Origin of the sequence: Tepidimonas fonticaldi, from assembly GCF_007556755.1 — a bacterium.
GTDB lineage: Bacteria > Pseudomonadota > Gammaproteobacteria > Burkholderiales > Burkholderiaceae_C > Tepidimonas > Tepidimonas fonticaldi.
Genome location: NZ_VJOO01000010.1, coordinates 20,378 through 35,400, shown reverse-complemented (window position 1 = coordinate 35,400; position 15,023 = coordinate 20,378). Strand labels below are relative to the sequence as shown.

The window sequence follows — 15,023 nt, the reverse complement described above, 5'->3', positions numbered from 1 at the left end:
GGCGGCGAACGAACTGATGGAGAGGCGCACATGCACGCGATGCACTGCAGCGATACCCGGTCCCGGTGGCGTCGGGTTCTGGGCGCGGTCGGCTGTCTGCTGGCCGCGGCGGCCACCGCGGCCACACCCGGGCCCCGGCCCCGCGCCGCGCCACTGCTGCTGTGGGCGCTGACCGAGCAGGGCACGCTGTTGCAGGTCGCGGCCGACCGCCCTGCCGACGTGCGGCGGCAGGTGACGCTGCGTGGCCTGCCGGGGGATGAAGCGCTCATCGGGATCGACTACCGGGTGGCACGGGGGACGCTCTACGGCGTGACGACGGCCGCGCGCGTGGTGGTGATCGACACGGCCAGCGGCGAGGTGCGTCCGGTCGGCCCGCCGCAGCCGCTGGCGCTCGGTCCGGGGCCGTTCGGCGTGGACTTCAACCCCGCCGCCGATCGCATCCGGCTGGTGGGGGCGGACGGGCTCAATGCCCGGCTGCATCCGGACACGGGCGTGCTGGTCGACTTCGATCCGCAGGCCGACGGGGTGCAGCGCGATCCCGATCTCCGCTACGAGGACGGGGATGCCCGCGCCGGTCAGCCTCCGCGCATCGTCGCGGCCGGCTACACGTACAACACCCGCGACGAGCGCAAGACGACCAACTACGCGCTGGATGCGGCCGCCGGCACGCTGGTGCGCCAGGGCTCGCACGAGGATGCGGTGCCGGCCGTCTCGCCCAATCTGGGGCGGCTGGTGACGATCGGACCGCTCGGGCTCGGGCCGCTGCTCGATGCGTCCTTCGACATCTCGGACGTCGGCAACGAGGCGCTCGCGGCGGTGCGCACGGCCGACGTTCCGTATACCCGGTTGGTGCGCATCGACCTCGCCACGGGACGGGCCACGGTCATCGATCGCGTCGGCGATGGCCAGCCGCTGCGTGGGCTGGCGATCGAGCCATGAGGGGCGTCTTCGCCGGCCTCGCCGGCCTCGCCGCTGCGATGGCGGTGTCGGCGGCGGAGCTTCGTGTCGCGGTGCGGGACGCCCGCGGGCAGCCCCTGCCGGGCGCGGTCGTCATGCTGGAGTCGCCGCAGGCGTCCGCCGCCGTCCGTCCCATGACTGGCGTGGAGATGGTCCAGCGCGACAAGGCGTTCGTGCCCGAGGTGCTGGTGGTCACGCGCGGCACCGCCGTGGCGTTCCCCAACCACGACACGGTCCGTCACCATGTCTACTCGCTCTCGCCGGTCAAGCCGTTCGAGATCAAGCTCTACGCCGGCACCCCGGCGAACCCGGTCGTCTTCGACCGTGCCGGGGTGGCGCTGCTCGGATGCAACATCCACGACCACATGGTGGCCTGGGTGGTCGTGGCCGACACGCCCCATCACGCCCGCGCCGACGCGCGCGGCGAGGCCCGGCTGCACGGGGTGCCGCCGGGCGGCTACGCCCTGGTCGTCTGGCACCGCGACCTGCCGGTCGGGGCCGCGGGGGTGCGCCGGGCGGTGACCCTGCGTGAGGGGGCGCCCGCGGTGGTCGAGGCCGTGCTCACGGAGGTGGCGCGTTGAGCGCGTGGCCCAACTGGCGTGCGGGCTGGCGGGACGTCCGCCTGGCCCCCCGCATCGTGGGCATCAGCGTGGCGCTGCTGCTGCTGGTGCAGGCGGTGGTGTTCGTCTTCGTGCGGGCCGGGATCGAGACCCAGGCGCAGGCCGAGATCGCCAAGGAACTGGCGACCGGTGAGCGCGTCTGGCGGCGCCTGCTCGAACAGAACGCCGCCCGGCTGCAGCAGGGCGCGCAGCTGCTGGCCAGCGACTACGGCTTTCGCACCGCGGTTGCCTCCGGCGACCGCGAGACGGCGCAGTCCGCCCTCGAGAACCACGGCGAGCGCATCGGCTCGGTGCTGTCCGCCTTCTTCGACGCACGCGGCACCCTGGTCGCGCACTCGCCGTTTCCGGCCTGGTCGCTGGCGCCGGCGCAGGCGACCGCGACCCTGCAGGCCGTGGCCCAGGGGTTGGCGGACCCGGCGCGCACGAGCGCGCTGGCCTTTCTCGGCCGCACGCCCTACCAGTTCGTCCTGGTGCCGGTGCGCGCCCCGCTCGTGATCGGCTGGGTGCTGATGAGTTTTCCGATCGACCAGGCGCTGGCCGACGATCTGTATCGCCTGTTTGCCGTCCATGTGGCGGTGGTTGGTGAGGTGCCGGGGCAGCCGCCGGCGGTGATCGTGGGCGCTGGGGCCGCGCAGCCGGCGCATCGGCAGGCGGCGCTCGCCGCGTTGCCGCCCGGGCAGAGCGCCCTCGCGCTCGACGGCGAGCGCTACCTGGCGCGCGCCTTCCGGCTCGAATCGCTCAACGGCTCCGTGGGCACGGTGCTCCTGCGCTCGGTGGACGAGGTGATGGCCCCCTTCGTGCGCCTGCAGTGGCTGCTCGGCGGCATCACCGCCCTCGGGGTGCTGCTGTTTGCCCTCGTCAACTGGGGGGCCATGCGCCGCGTGACGCAGCCGCTGCGCGCGCTCACCCGCGCCGCCCGCGCGCTCGAGCAGGGCGAGGCCGATGTCGCGCTCGCGGGTACCGACCGCAACGACGAGGTCGGCCGGCTGGCGCGGGGCTTCGAGGCCATGCGCGGCAGTCTGGCCCGCCAGCAGGCGGAGATCCGCCGCATGGCCTTCGAGGACCGGCTGACGGAGCTGCCCAACCGGGCCCGCTTCCGGCTGGCGTTGCAGCAGGCGCTCGACGGTCGCGATGCCGCCCGTCCGCTCGCCGTGCTGACGCTCAACCTGGACCGCTTCAAGCACATCAACCACGTGCTTGGGTATGCCTTCGGCGACGCGGTGTTGCGGGCGGCGGCGGCGCGCCTGCGCGAGACGGTCGATCCCCCGGGCGGGATGCTGGCCCGGCTGGGCGGCGACGAGTTCTGCGTGCTGGTGCCCGACGCCGATGCTGCGCAGGCCCTGGCCCTGGCCGAACGGCTGGCCGCGGCTTTCCAGGCGCCGCTGGTGTTGGACGAGCAGACGGTCGACCTCAGCGTGGGCATGGGGGTGGCGGTGTGGCCGGGCGACGGGGCGGACGCCGATACGCTGCTCGGCCATGCCGAGATCGCGATGCGCGCCGCCAAGGCGCGCGCGGTGGGCCTGCTGCGCTACGACGCCGCGCTCGACGTGGCCAGCGCGCAGACCCTGTCCCTGCTGGGCGACCTGCGCCAGGCCATCGACCGGCACGAGCTGCGCCTGTACCTGCAGCCCAAGATCGAGGTCGCCAGCGGGGCGGTGGTGGCGGCCGAGGCGCTGGTGCGCTGGCGGCACCCGCAGCGCGGCCTGGTGCCGCCGATGCAGTTCATTCCGTTTGCGGAGCAGACCGGCTTCGTGCGGGTGCTCACGCGCTGGATGCTGGAGGAGACCGCCCGCCAGTGGCCTGTCCTGCAGGCCGCCTGTCCGCGGCTGCGCGTGGCCGTCAACCTGTCCACGCGCGATCTGATGGACCCCGACCTGGCGGGTTGGCTCGATGCTTGGCGGCGCGGCCACGGCATCGACCCGGCCGCCATCGGGTTGGAGATCACCGAGAGCGCGATCATGGACGACCCCCAGCGGGCCGAGGCGACGCTCAACCGGCTGGCCGACCTCGGCTTCCGGCTGGCCATCGACGACTTCGGCACCGGGTACTCGTCTCTGGCCTATCTGAAGCGCCTGCCGGTGCAGGAGCTCAAGATCGATCGCTCCTTCGTTGCCGGCATGGAGCGCGACGCGGACGATGCCACCATCGTGCGGTCGACCATCGACCTGGCGCACAACCTGGGGCTGAGCGTCGTCGCCGAAGGGGTGGAGAACGCCGCCATTCTGACCACCCTGCACGCCCTGGGCTGCGACGAGGCGCAGGGCTACCACATCGCCCGGCCCATGCCGGTCGCGGACTGGGACGCCTGGTGCCGCGCGCGGGCGTCCGGGTCGCCGGGGGCGCCGGCGGCGTCCGGTACAGTCCCGGCATGACCATCCGTTTGAACAAGCGGCTGGCGCAGCTGGGCCTGTGTTCCCGCCGCGAGGCCGACGACTGGATCGCGCGCGGCTGGGTGCGCGTCAACGGCCGGCCGGCCGCGCTGGGGCAGACCGTCACCGAGGCCGATCGCGTCGAGGTGGCGGCGCCGGCGCGGGCGCAGCAGCGCCAGCAAGTGACCATCCTGCTGCACAAGCCGGTGGGCTATGTGAGTGGCCAGCCCGAAGACGGCCACCCGAGCGCGGCGACGCTGATCCGGCCGCAGACACGCTGGCGCGAAGACCGCTCGCCGCGCCGTTTCGAGCCGGCGCACGCGCGCGGACTGGCGCCGGCCGGCCGGCTGGACATCGATTCCACCGGCCTGCTCGTGCTCACACAAGACGGCCGGGTGGCCAAGGCCCTCATCGGCGAGCAATCTCCTGTGGACAAGGAGTACCTGGTGCGCGTGCAGTGGGCTCCCAACGGACCGAAAGGCCTGGGCGTGGTGGCACAGAACGTGCAGGCCGTGTTTCCGGCGGAGCGGCTGGCGCGCCTGCGCCACGGGCTGGCGCTGGACGGTGTGCCGCTGCGCCCGGCCCAGGTGGACTGGCTCAACCCCGAGCAGCTGCGCTTCGTGCTGACCGAGGGGCGCAAGCGCCAGATCCGCCGCATGTGCGAGCTGGTCGGCCTGCACGTGGTGGGCCTCAAGCGCGTGCGCATCGGCCGTGTGGCGCTGGGGGCGCTGCCACCGGGCCAGTGGCGCTATCTGGGTGAGCACGAGCGGTTCTGAGCCGGCCTTGAAAGGCCGGCGCGCGCCCCCATCTCTGGGGCGGCAGCGGGGCGTGCCCTCCGGCGTGCGCCGCCCCGTCCTCTTCCCTTTCCTGCATTCGAACCGAGCCCCATGAGCAAGCACACCCATGCCTTCCAGGCCGAAGTGGCCCGGCTGTTGCACCTGGTCACGCATTCGCTGTACTCCAACCCCGACATCTTTTTGCGCGAGCTGATCTCCAACGCCTCCGACGCCTGCGACAAGCTGCGCTTCGAGGCGCTGGCCGACGCCTCGCTCTACGAGGACCAGCCCAACCTGGAGATCCGCGTCGCCTTCGACAAGGCGGCCAAGACCATCACCATCACCGACAACGGCATCGGCATGAGCGAGGCCGAGGCCATCGAGCACCTGGGCACTATTGCCAAGAGCGGCACGCGCGACTTTTTGCAGCGGCTCTCGGGCGACCAGAAGCAGGACGCGCAACTGATCGGCCAGTTCGGTGTCGGCTTTTACTCGGGCTTCATCGTGGCCGACCGCATCACGGTGGAAAGCCGCCGCGCCGGTCTGCCGCCCGAGCAGGGCGTGCGCTGGAGCAGCGACGGCAGCGGCGCCTTCGACACCGAGACGATCACCCGCGCCGCGCGGGGCACCAGCGTCATTCTGCACCTGCGCGACGACGCCAGCGAATACCTCAACCGCTGGAAGCTCAAGTCCATCATCGGCAAATATTCCGACCACATCAGCCTGCCCATCCTGATGCAGAAGGAGGTCTGGGACAAGGACAAGGGCGAGTACGTGCTCCAAGACGAGTGGGAGGCGGTCAACAGCGCCAGCGCCCTGTGGACGCGTCCCAAGAAGGACATCAGCGACGAGCAGTACATCGAGTTCTACAAGAACCTGAGCTACGACAGCGAAGCGCCCCTGGCGTGGAGCCACCACCGCGTCGAGGGCAGCACCGAGTACACCCAACTGCTCTACATCCCGGCCAAGGCGCCGTTCGATCTGTGGAACCGCGACAAGCGCGGCGGGGTGAAGCTGTACGTCAAGCGCGTCTTCATCATGGACGACGCCGAATCGCTGATGCCGGCGTACCTGCGCTGGGTCAAGGGCGTGATCGACTCGGCCGACCTGCCGCTGAATGTCAGCCGCGAGCTGCTGCAGGAAAGCCGCGACGTCAAGGCCATCCGCGACGGCAACACGCGCCGCGTGCTGTCCATGCTGGAGGATTTGGCCAAGAAGGACGTGCTGCCCACCGGCGAGGCGTGGGAGCAGCTCAGCGCCGACGAGAAGGCCGAGGCCGAGCGGCAGGCCGGCAAGTACAGCCGCTTCTATGCCGAATTCGGCGCCGTGCTCAAGGAAGGGCTGGGCGAGGACTTTGCCAACCGCGAGCGCATCGCCAAGCTGTTGCGCTTTGCCTCCACCCACAGCGACGCGGTCAGCGTCAGCCTGGCCGATTACAAGGCGCGCATGAAAGAGGGCCAGGAGGCGATCTACTACATCACCGCCGATACGCTGGCCGCGGCCAAGAACAGCCCACAGCTCGAAGTCTTCCGCAAGAAGGGCATCGAGGTGCTGCTCATGACCGACCGCGTGGACGAGTGGGCGCTGTCCTTTCTGCACGAATTCGACGGCACGCCGCTGCGCAGTGTGGCCAAGGGCGCGGTGGACCTGGGTGAGCTGCAGGACGAGGCCGAGAAGAAGGCCGCCGAGGAGGCGGCCGAAACCTTCAAACCGGTGCTGGAGCGCCTGCGCGAGATCCTCAAGGACCGCGCCAAGGACGTGCGCGTGACGAGCCGGCTGGTCGATTCGCCCGCTTGCCTGGTGGTGGACGACGGCGAGTACTCGCTGCAGCTCGCGCGCCTGCTCAAGGCTGCGGGGCAGCAGGCGCCCGACGTCAAGCCCATCCTGGAGGTCAACGCCGGGCACGCGTTGGTGCGCAAACTGGCGGATGCCGGCGAGCGCTTCGACGACTACGCCCACATCCTGTTCGACCAGGCCGTGCTGGCCGAAGGCGGCCTGCCGGAGGACCCGGCCGGCTACGTGCGCCGCGTCAACGCGCTGCTGGTCTGAGCGATCAGGCCAGCGTCAGCGTGACGTCGATGTTGCCGCGCGTCGCGTTCGAATACGGGCAGACGCGGTGCGCGGCGTCCACCAGTGCCTGCGCCTGGGCGCGGTCCAGGCCGGGCAGGTGCACCGTCAGCCGCACGGCGATGCCATAGGCCTCGCCCATCGGGCCGAGGTCCACCTCGGCGTCGACGGCCACGTCGGCGGGCAGGGCGATCTTTTGCCGCCCTGCCACGCCCTTGAGGGCCCCGATGAAACACGCCGAGTAGCCGGCGGCGAACAGTTGCTCGGGGTTGGTGCCGGTTCCGGGCGTGCCGGGCAGGCTGTGGCGCACGTCCAGGCGGCCGTCGTCGGAGCGCGAGGCGCCGTCGCGGCCCCCGGTGGTGTGCACGCGGGCGGTGTAGAGCACTTTGTCCAGGGAGGGCATGTCGAGTCCTTTCGGGGGGAGGGAAGCCGCCGCGGCGGCCGGTGGAAAAACGGGGTCAGGCGCCGGCCAACAGCCGTTCGCGCAGGTGTCGGATCTGGCGCGTCAGGGTGCCCACGTCGCCGATGCTGCAGCCGGAGGCCGCGAGCACGCAGCCCGGGATGTGCTGCGCGCGGGCCTTCAGGGCGCGACCGTCGGCGGTCAGCCGCACGCGCACGCGCCGTTCGTCCGCCGCGTCGCGCACGCGCTGCAGCCGGCCCGCCGCCTCCAGGCGCTTGAGCAGCGGCGTCAGCGTGCCGGAGTCCAGCCCCAGCCGATCGCCCAGCACCGAGACCGTCACGTCGTCCTGCTCCCACAGCGCGAGCAGCACCAGGTACTGCGGATACGTCAGGCCCAGGGCGTTGAGCAGCGGCTGGTACAGCCGCGTCATGGCCAGCGAGGCCGAGTACAGCGCGAAGCAGAGCTGGTGGTCCAGCCGCAGAGCGGCGTCGGGGTCGAGGGGCGGTGCAGTCATGTGCAAAATGTAGCACACAATTAAATAGTGTTCAATATAAATATCCCCGATCCCCATCCGGCGTAAGATCGCCCAGAGGCGCCGCGCTGGCGGGACACGAAAGGGTGCGCATGGGGTCGGGGTTGTCGCTGTGGGACCGTTACTGGTCCCCGCCGGTGCTGGAGGCCAATCTGCTGGTGTTTGCCAGCCTGCTGGGGGCGCTGGTGCTGGGGTTGCTGGTGGGCTATGAGCGGTCCTACCACAGCCGCGCGGCCGGCATGCGCACCTACGGCATCGTTTGCATGGCGTCGGCGGCGTTGACCGCCTTCGTCGGTTATCCGGGCTTCTGGTGGGGGCAGGCGGATGCGGGCGCCGTCGCGGCGGCCGATCCCACGCGGGTCATCCAGGGCATCGTGACCGGCATCGGCTTTCTCGGCGCCGGGGTCATCATGCGCGACGGCTTCACGATCAGCGGCCTGACCACCGCCGCTTCCATCTGGGCGACCTCGGCCATCGGCGTGCTGGTCGGCGTGGGGCTGTATGCGGCGGCGATCCTGCTCGCGGGGCTGACCGCCGGCTTGATGATGTGGGGCGGGCGCATCGAGGCGCGTCTGCCGGCGCTGTCCGCGCTGGCGGTCACGGTGACCTTCGTCGATGGGCAAGAGCCCGGGGGCGACGACCTGCGCGAGGCGCTGGCCGAGTGGGGGTTCCGTCTGGCAGACGGGTCGCTGCAGATCCATACCGGCCGCGGCGAGAGCCGCTGGCACTTCGTGATGGTCGCCCATCGCGTGGGTACCGACGTGTCCCTGCCCGACGTCACACGCCGGCTGCGCGCCCTCAGCGGCGTGCAGGCCGTGGAGCTGGCCCACGCCCGCAACTGAGGCACCTCACTCCAGCGTGCCGGCAAACTCGATGATCTTGCGGTGATCCGGCGGCAGCAGCGTGTACTTGATGCCCTCCGCCGACAGCAGGGTCCGCATCTCGCTGTCCATCTCGCGCGCGCGGTTTTCGTCCTGCAGGCGTCCGGCACGGATGTAGGGCTTGTCCGGGTCGCGCTGGGCAAAGACGTTGACGTTGTCGAACTGCCGGTACCACTCCAGGATCTGGCGGCGTGTCTTGTCCACGTCGCAGACGTTATCCGGGTGGCGCGCGTTGTAGTAGAGCAATTGCGGCAGCCCGCCTTCGGTCACCAGGTACTGCACCTGACCGTCGAGCACCTCCAGCAGGCGGAACTGGTGCAGCGCGATGCCGTACTGGTTGCGCAGCGCTTCGTGGTCGCCCTGCCAGACCAGGGTCTTGGCCACCTCGGGCACCAGCTCCACGGTCTTGTGCATCAGGTGCAGCTTGAGGATGATGGCCGAGGAGTACAGGGACTTGTCACAGCCCGGGCCGCCGACGATGTTGATGACCTTGGTCGGGTAGCGCCGCAATTTGTTTTCCGGCAGGTTTGGCGTCACGTAGCCGACGATGGTGCCCATGGCAGTCTCCTCAGCCGGGCCGCAGCCCCGGTTGGCTTCAATCCTAGCACCGCCGCGGGCGCCTGTGTGTCGCGGGGGGCGACCCCGGCCGTATGATCCGCCCATGACCCGACCCCCATCCCCCCGGCGCCCGCCCGCGGGGCCGCCCCCCGAGGTGCTGGCCGAGCTGCACCCCGGCCAGTCGATTGCGCTGTTGCAGGAGCTGCACATCCTGACGCGCGACGGGCGGCTCAATCAGGATTCGCGGCGCAAGCTCAAGCAGGTCAATCACCTGCTGCAGTTCATCGAGCCCTTGCTGCAGGCGGCCGTTGCCGAGCGCGGCGACGTGACCCTGGTGGACCACGGGGCGGGCAAGTCGTATCTGGGCTTTTTGCTCTATGACCGCTTTTTGGCGGCGTGCCCGGTGGGTGCCGTCTGGGGCGTGGAGGCGCGGCCCGAGTTGGTCGAGCGTTCCGCCGCCTTGGCGCAACGGCTGGGCTTTGCGCGCATGCACTTCGTGGCGGCCACGGTGCGCGAGGCGATGGCCGCGCTGCCCGCCCAGGTGGATGTGGTGACGGCCTTGCACGCCTGCGATACGGCCACCGACGATGCCATCGACTTTGCCTTGCAGCGCCAGACCGGTGCCATCGTCGTGGCGCCGTGCTGCCAGGCCGAGGTGGCCGCTGCGCTGCGCCGCCACAAGGCGCTGCAGTTGGCGCGCACGCCGCTGGCCGAGCTGTGGCGCCACCCGCTGCACACGCGCGAGTTTGGCAGCCAGGTCACCAATGTGCTGCGCTGTCTGCGGCTGGAAGCGAGCGGCTACGACGTGACCGTGACCGAGCTGGTGGGCTGGGAGCACTCGATGAAAAACGAGCTGATCGTCGCGCGCCGCACCGGCCGGCGCAAGCGCAGCGCGGCCGAGCGCCTGGCCCGCATGCTCGATGAACTGGGCCTGGAGGAACTGCGCGCGCGTTTCGCGGTCGCATGACCATGGCTGGTTTCGATCCGAAGCTGGCGGCGCTGGTCGTGTGGCCCGCGCTGCTGTGGCTGGCCTGGTGGCTGGCCGAGCGTGCCCATCCGCGCGGCGTGCCGCGGGTGAGCGTCTACGTTGCGGTGGGCTTGGTCGGCAGCGCCATCGGGTTGACGCCGGGCTCGGTGGCGGAGGGCGGGGGCGCGGCGCTGCTGGCCCAGTTTGCGCTGTCGTTGGTGCTGTTCGAGCTGGGCTGCCGCATCCATCTGGGCTGGTTTCGCCACAACCCGTGGGTGTTGCTGACCGGGGTGGCGCAGTCGGTGGCGATTTTTGCGGCGGTGGCCTGGGCCCTGGGGGCCGTAGGCGTGGCGGCCGAGTGGCGGCCGCTGGTGGCCGCGGTGGCGGTCGCGGCGTCGCCGGCCAGCCTGCTGCGGGTGGCCAACGATTTGCGTGCGGCCGGGCAGGTGACCGAGCGTGTGCTGCATCTGGCGGCCATCCAGGCCGTGATGGCCGTGTTGTTCGTCAAAGGCGTGTCCGGGTACTGGCACCTGAGCGCCCAAGGCGACTGGGTGCAGGCCGCCCTGAGCAGCGTGTATGCCGTCGGCCTGTCGGTCGCGTTGGGGGTGGCGCTGGCGGTGATGGTGACGGCGCTGGTGCGCGGGCCGTTCGGTACGTCCACCGCGCCCACGGTGGGCTATGCGCTCGCGTTGGTGTGGCTGACCGTCGTTGCGGACGCGCTGCGTCTGTCGCCGCTGCTGGCGGCGTTGAGCTTTGGCGTGCTGCTGCGCGAGCGCCGGGTGTTCGTTGCCAACGCCCAGCGCGATTTCGGCACCCTGGGGTTGTTGCTGGGGGTGTTTTTGTTCGTCTATGTCGGCTCGCGCATGTCGTGGGGCGCGCTGACGCAGGGGGCGGTGTGGGCCGCCGCGGCGGTGGTGCTGGCGGCGCGGGTGCTGATCCCGGTGGTGTTCAACGCCGCGCTGGCCGTGCCCAGCGGCACGACCGTGCGCAAGGGTGTGCTCACCGGCGTGGCGCTGCTGCCCATGTCCGCCATGACCCTGTTGCTGCTGGAGCGCAGCATTGCCCTGGGGCTGCCGCCCGCGACCGAGGCCTTGTGGCACCTGACGGCCGCCCTGCTGTGGCTGGAGCTGCTCGGCCCCTGGGTGAGCCAGTGGGCGCTGGTCGCCGCGCGCGAAGCCGTGCTGGCCCCGAGCGGGCCGGACCGTGGGGGGGCGTCCGCGTCCCCGCCGCAGTGAGGAGTGGTCGATGCCGCTGGAGCCGTTCAAGCAGTCCGATGCGCTCTCGATGGGGGTCGAGCTGGAGCTGCAGATCGTCAACACCTACGATCAGGACCTGTCGAGCAGTGCGGACGACCTGCTCGCGCTGCTCAAGCGCGCGCCATTTCCGGGCAGCGTCACGCCCGAGATGACGCAGAGCATGATCGAGATCGCCACCGGCGTGCACACGCGCCACGACGCGCTGCTGGCGCAGTTGCGCGCGATCCGCGACACGCTGCTCGCGGCGGCCGAGCGGCTCAACGTCGAGCTGGCCGGCGGCGGCACACATCCGTTTCAGCGCTGGTTCGAGCAGCGCATCTTCGACAAGCCGCGCTTCCAGCAGCTCTCGGGCCTGTACGGGTACCTGGCCAAGCAGTTCACGGTGTTCGGGCAGCACGTGCACATCGGCTGCCGCTCGGCGGACGAGGCGCTGTTCCTGCTGCACGCGCTCAACCGCTACGTGCCGCACTTCATCGCGCTGTCGGCCTCCTCGCCGTTCTTCCAGGGCGTGGACACGCTGTTCGACTCGGCGCGGCTCAACTCGGTGTTCGCGTTTCCGCTCAGCGGCCGCGCGCCGTTCGTGCTGCGCTGGGACGACTTCGAGCAGGGGTACTTCCGCAAAATGGAGTCCACCGGGGTCGTGAAGTCGATGAAGGACTTCTACTGGGACATCCGCCCCAAGCCCGAGTACGGCACGATCGAGCTGCGCGTCTGCGACACGCCGCTGACGGTGGAGCGCGCCGCGGCGCTGGCCTGCTACCTGCAGGCGCTGTGCCGCCACTTGCTGGAGGGCGGCGAGCCGCCGCCGCAAGAGGACGACTACCTCGTCTACACCTACAACCGCTTCCAGGCGTGCCGCTTCGGGCTCGAGGGCACGATGGTGCACCCGCGCACGCGCGAGCCGCTGTCGATCCGCGAGGACATCCTGGCCACGCTGCGCCGGCTGGAGCCGCACGCGCAGGCGCTGGGCAGCGCGGCGGCGCTCACAGAGCTGGAGGCCGTGGCCGGCGCGGCCGGCAACCACGCGCGCCAGCTGCGCGCGGTGCACGCGCGCACCGGCAGCATCCAGGCGGTGGTGCGCGCTGCGGTCGACGCGCTGCGCGACGGCGTGCTAAGCTGACCGGCACGCGCCCCGGCCTGCCGCCCCATGCCCCCGGGCCCCGCCGGCGCGGGGGGCGCCCGCTTTCCCGCATCCACCACCCAGGAGACGACACTGATGCCCGGCCTGCTGCCCCACATCGACCCGGACGGTCTGCTCGAATTCTCGGTCGTCTACACCGACCGCGCGCTCAACCACATGTCCAGGCGCTTCCAGCGCGTCATGACCGACATCGGCGGCATCCTCAAGGAGGTGTACGGCGCGCAGTCGGTGGCGCTGGTGCCGGGCAGCGGCACCTTCGGCATGGAGGCGGTGGCGCGTCAGTTCGCCGCCGACCGGCGCGTGCTGGTGATCCGCAACGGCTGGTTCAGCTACCGCTGGACGCAGATCTTCGACATGGGCCGCATCCCGGCTGAGGCGCACGTGCTGAAGGCCCGCCGCGTGGCCGAGGAGCCGCAGGCGCAGTGGGCGCCGGCGCCGCTGGACGAGGTGGTGCGCACGATCCACGCCCTGCGCCCGGCGGTGGTGTTCGCGCCGCACGTGGAGACCGCCGCCGGCATGATGCTGCCGGACGACTACCTGCGCGCGGTGGCCGAGGCCGCGCACGCGGTGGGCGGGCTGTTCGTGCTGGACTGCATCGCCTCCGGCGCGATGTGGGTGGACATGCGCGCCACCGGGGTGGACGTGCTGATCTCGGCGCCGCAGAAGGGCTGGAGCGGCTCGCCGTGCTGCGCCATGGTGATGCTGTCGCCGCGCGCGCGTCAGGCCATCGACGGCACCACCAGCACCAGCTTTGCCTGCGACCTGAAGAAGTGGCTGCAGGTGATGGAAACCTACGAGCAAGGCAGCCACGTCTACCACACCACCATGCCCACCGATGCGCTGGCGCGACTGCGTGATGTGATGCAGGAGACGCGCGCACACGGCTTTGCGGCGATGCGCGCGGCGCAGTTCGAGCTGGGCCAGCGCGTGCGGGCCCTGTTCGAGGCGCGTGGTCTGGCAAGTGTGGCCGCGCCCGGCTACCAGGCACCGGGCGTGGTAGTGAGCTACACCGACGACCCCGAGATCGCCAATGGCAAAAAATTTGCCGCAGTTGGCTTGCAAACCGCCGCGGGGGTGCCGCTGATGTGCGACGAACCGGCCGACTTCCGGACCTTCCGCGTCGGTCTGTTCGGGCTGGAGAAACTGCTGCATATCGAGCGCACCGTGGGTCATCTGGCCCAGGCGCTGGATCGTTTGGGGATGGTGGCGCAGGAGGCGACGTGCACCTAGTGCGATCGCGGCAGCTGGGCCAGCTACAGCCGATGAATGGCCCGCGGGCGTTGGCGCGAGGCGAGCGCTTGAGCGGCGACGCCAGGATTCGAACCGGCCATCTACTTAGCGCGCCCCCACCAAGGGGGATCGTCGCCGCTCAACGCAAAGGTTAGCACATCACCGAGAGGCGTAAGCGCCCTCCCGCGACGACGGCGCTGTTAGACCGCGCTTCATTGAGGCACCGATCCGCATCGACGTCGACGACTGCAAAGGGCGCGAGGCGTTTGCCAGCCTCCAGTGCCGCCGAGGTGATCTCACCCCGTCATGCGCGACATCGGCCAGGCGCTGGCCGAGGGTATGCGCGATAGGCTGCGGCTTTCAAAGCCCACTGGCCTTGGGAGCCAGTAAAACTGGCCGCCCGCCGTGGTGCGCGAGATGGACATCGACGAGTACCGCCAGTGGTGTCGGCGCGCCCAGGCCGCGCTCAAGGCGCGCGGACTCATGCCATGAGCAGGGCCAGTATGAGCAGCAAGGCCAACCAGCCGATGATGATGTCGAGCGACTGCAGTCCGCTCGCTTTTTTGGCGGCAGCCATGAGGATGGGCGGCGCAAACAGAAAAAGCGTCAATGCCCAGCCCGCCCAGGCGTGATCATTGGCGTAGGAAAGGATCGAATCCAGCATGTCCGCCACCCTTGCCATCTCGGCGCTGTTGACGCTCAAGGACCAGTTTAGCGCACCGCTGCGCGCCGCGGCGAGCTCGCTCGATGGCATGCGCGGCGTGATGGATAGATGGCGTTCTTCATCCGAGCGCCTGAGCGCTGCCATTGCCGGCGTATCGAACGCGGCATCTCGCATGGGCACCACTGCGGCGCAGCTTGCTGCCGTTGGTCAAGTCGTAACCGGTTTCGGGCTGGAGAGCTACATGCGGCAGGCCATCGGTGTTGAGCATCCACTTGCCGCACTTGGCAACACCGCCAACATGAGCGCAGATGAGCTTGCTGCGCTCGATGTGCCCCTGACCGGCGCGGCGCTGAAGCTCGGCGAGCGCTTTGCCCACTTCGCGGTCGTCGATTTCGATGCGGATGGGGTTTGGTCATCGCCTCATGACTGTGCTAAGCTTGTTCCAAGGGGCGGTTGCATCCCATCGTCGCGCTCATACCGCGAAGCGTTACGGACGTATGATGGGGGGACGCCCTGATCTCTCGTACATCGTTTTGAGCTCCAGCATGCGGCGCTTCGTCAGAATTTCGAATACGGCGTGGTATTCGGCGCCGTCGATCTCATGG

At 70.3% G+C, this 15,023-nt stretch carries 15 protein-coding genes; 11 read left to right on the top strand and 4 right to left on the bottom strand.

The features are described 5' to 3' along the window. The first annotated feature begins 30 nt into the window (after positions 1-30). The 5 genes from Tfont_RS06745 to htpG all read left to right on the top strand — a co-directional run bounded on the left by Tfont_RS06745 (position 31) and on the right by htpG (position 6,771). Entirely contained in the window at positions 31-939 is a 909-nt protein-coding gene (locus Tfont_RS06745; protein ID WP_260682297.1) for a DUF4394 domain-containing protein, read from the top strand. After that, on the top strand, positions 936-1,538 hold the full coding sequence (locus Tfont_RS06740) for a methylamine utilization protein (protein WP_221934275.1): 603 nt from the start codon (positions 936-938) through the stop codon (positions 1,536-1,538). The genes Tfont_RS06745 and Tfont_RS06740 overlap by 4 nt, the downstream gene beginning before the upstream one ends. Further along, the gene (locus Tfont_RS06735) at positions 1,535-3,949 is read left to right on the top strand and encodes a putative bifunctional diguanylate cyclase/phosphodiesterase (protein ID WP_260682296.1); all 2,415 of its coding nucleotides are present in this window, start codon (positions 1,535-1,537) and stop codon (positions 3,947-3,949) included. Before Tfont_RS06740 ends, Tfont_RS06735 begins: the two co-directional genes overlap by 4 nt. Continuing rightward, entirely contained in the window at positions 3,946-4,722 is a 777-nt protein-coding gene (locus Tfont_RS06730; RefSeq protein WP_143968877.1) for a pseudouridine synthase, read from the top strand. The genes Tfont_RS06735 and Tfont_RS06730 overlap by 4 nt, the downstream gene beginning before the upstream one ends. A gap of 111 nt (positions 4,723-4,833) precedes the next feature. Beyond that, complete coding sequence (gene htpG, locus Tfont_RS06725; RefSeq protein ID WP_143968876.1) at positions 4,834-6,771, top strand: molecular chaperone HtpG; 1,938 nt, start codon at positions 4,834-4,836, stop codon at positions 6,769-6,771. A 4-nt stretch (positions 6,772-6,775) separates the two neighbouring features. On the opposite strand, the gene Tfont_RS06720 is transcribed toward htpG, so the two are convergent. After that, positions 6,776-7,192, bottom strand: coding sequence for an organic hydroperoxide resistance protein (locus Tfont_RS06720; protein ID WP_143968875.1), 417 nt, complete (start codon positions 7,190-7,192; stop codon positions 6,776-6,778). 55 nt (positions 7,193-7,247) lie between these two features. Beyond that, a complete protein-coding gene (locus tag Tfont_RS06715; RefSeq protein ID WP_143968874.1) occupies positions 7,248-7,703 on the bottom strand; it encodes a MarR family winged helix-turn-helix transcriptional regulator in 456 nt (151 codons plus the stop codon). Positions 7,704-7,813: 110 nt separating this feature from the next. On the opposite strand from Tfont_RS06715, the gene Tfont_RS06710 reads away from it, so the two are divergent. Beyond that, entirely contained in the window at positions 7,814-8,563 is a 750-nt protein-coding gene (locus tag Tfont_RS06710) for an MgtC/SapB family protein (protein ID WP_143968873.1), read from the top strand. Between the two features lie 6 nt (positions 8,564-8,569). Here Tfont_RS06710 and Tfont_RS06705 read toward each other — a convergent pair whose 3' ends face one another. Beyond that, a complete protein-coding gene (locus Tfont_RS06705; protein WP_143968872.1) occupies positions 8,570-9,160 on the bottom strand; it encodes a DEAD/DEAH box helicase family protein in 591 nt (196 codons plus the stop codon). 103 nt (positions 9,161-9,263) lie between these two features. Between Tfont_RS06705 and Tfont_RS06700 the strand changes: the two genes are divergently transcribed. From Tfont_RS06700 to Tfont_RS06685, 4 genes are all read left to right on the top strand, one after another. Further along, on the top strand, positions 9,264-10,127 hold the full coding sequence (locus Tfont_RS06700) for a class I SAM-dependent methyltransferase (RefSeq protein WP_143968871.1): 864 nt from the start codon (positions 9,264-9,266) through the stop codon (positions 10,125-10,127). Positions 10,128-10,129: 2 nt separating this feature from the next. Continuing rightward, positions 10,130-11,362 (top strand): cation:proton antiporter domain-containing protein, encoded by a 1,233-nt coding sequence (locus Tfont_RS06695; RefSeq protein WP_185974487.1) that lies wholly within the window; start codon positions 10,130-10,132, stop codon positions 11,360-11,362. A 10-nt stretch (positions 11,363-11,372) separates the two neighbouring features. Further along, complete coding sequence (locus Tfont_RS06690; protein ID WP_143968869.1) at positions 11,373-12,503, top strand: YbdK family carboxylate-amine ligase; 1,131 nt, start codon at positions 11,373-11,375, stop codon at positions 12,501-12,503. Positions 12,504-12,599: 96 nt separating this feature from the next. After that, positions 12,600-13,754 (top strand): aminotransferase class V-fold PLP-dependent enzyme, encoded by a 1,155-nt coding sequence (locus Tfont_RS06685; protein ID WP_143968868.1) that lies wholly within the window; start codon positions 12,600-12,602, stop codon positions 13,752-13,754. Between the two features lie 481 nt (positions 13,755-14,235). Here Tfont_RS06685 and Tfont_RS06680 read toward each other — a convergent pair whose 3' ends face one another. After that, positions 14,236-14,418 (bottom strand): hypothetical protein, encoded by a 183-nt coding sequence (locus Tfont_RS06680; protein WP_143968867.1) that lies wholly within the window; start codon positions 14,416-14,418, stop codon positions 14,236-14,238. Here Tfont_RS06680 and Tfont_RS06675 point away from each other — a divergent pair. Next, positions 14,417-14,935 (top strand): hypothetical protein, encoded by a 519-nt coding sequence (locus Tfont_RS06675; protein ID WP_143968866.1) that lies wholly within the window; start codon positions 14,417-14,419, stop codon positions 14,933-14,935. The two genes, Tfont_RS06680 and Tfont_RS06675, sit on opposite strands and share 2 nt — an antisense overlap. Positions 14,936-15,023 lie beyond the last annotated feature (88 nt).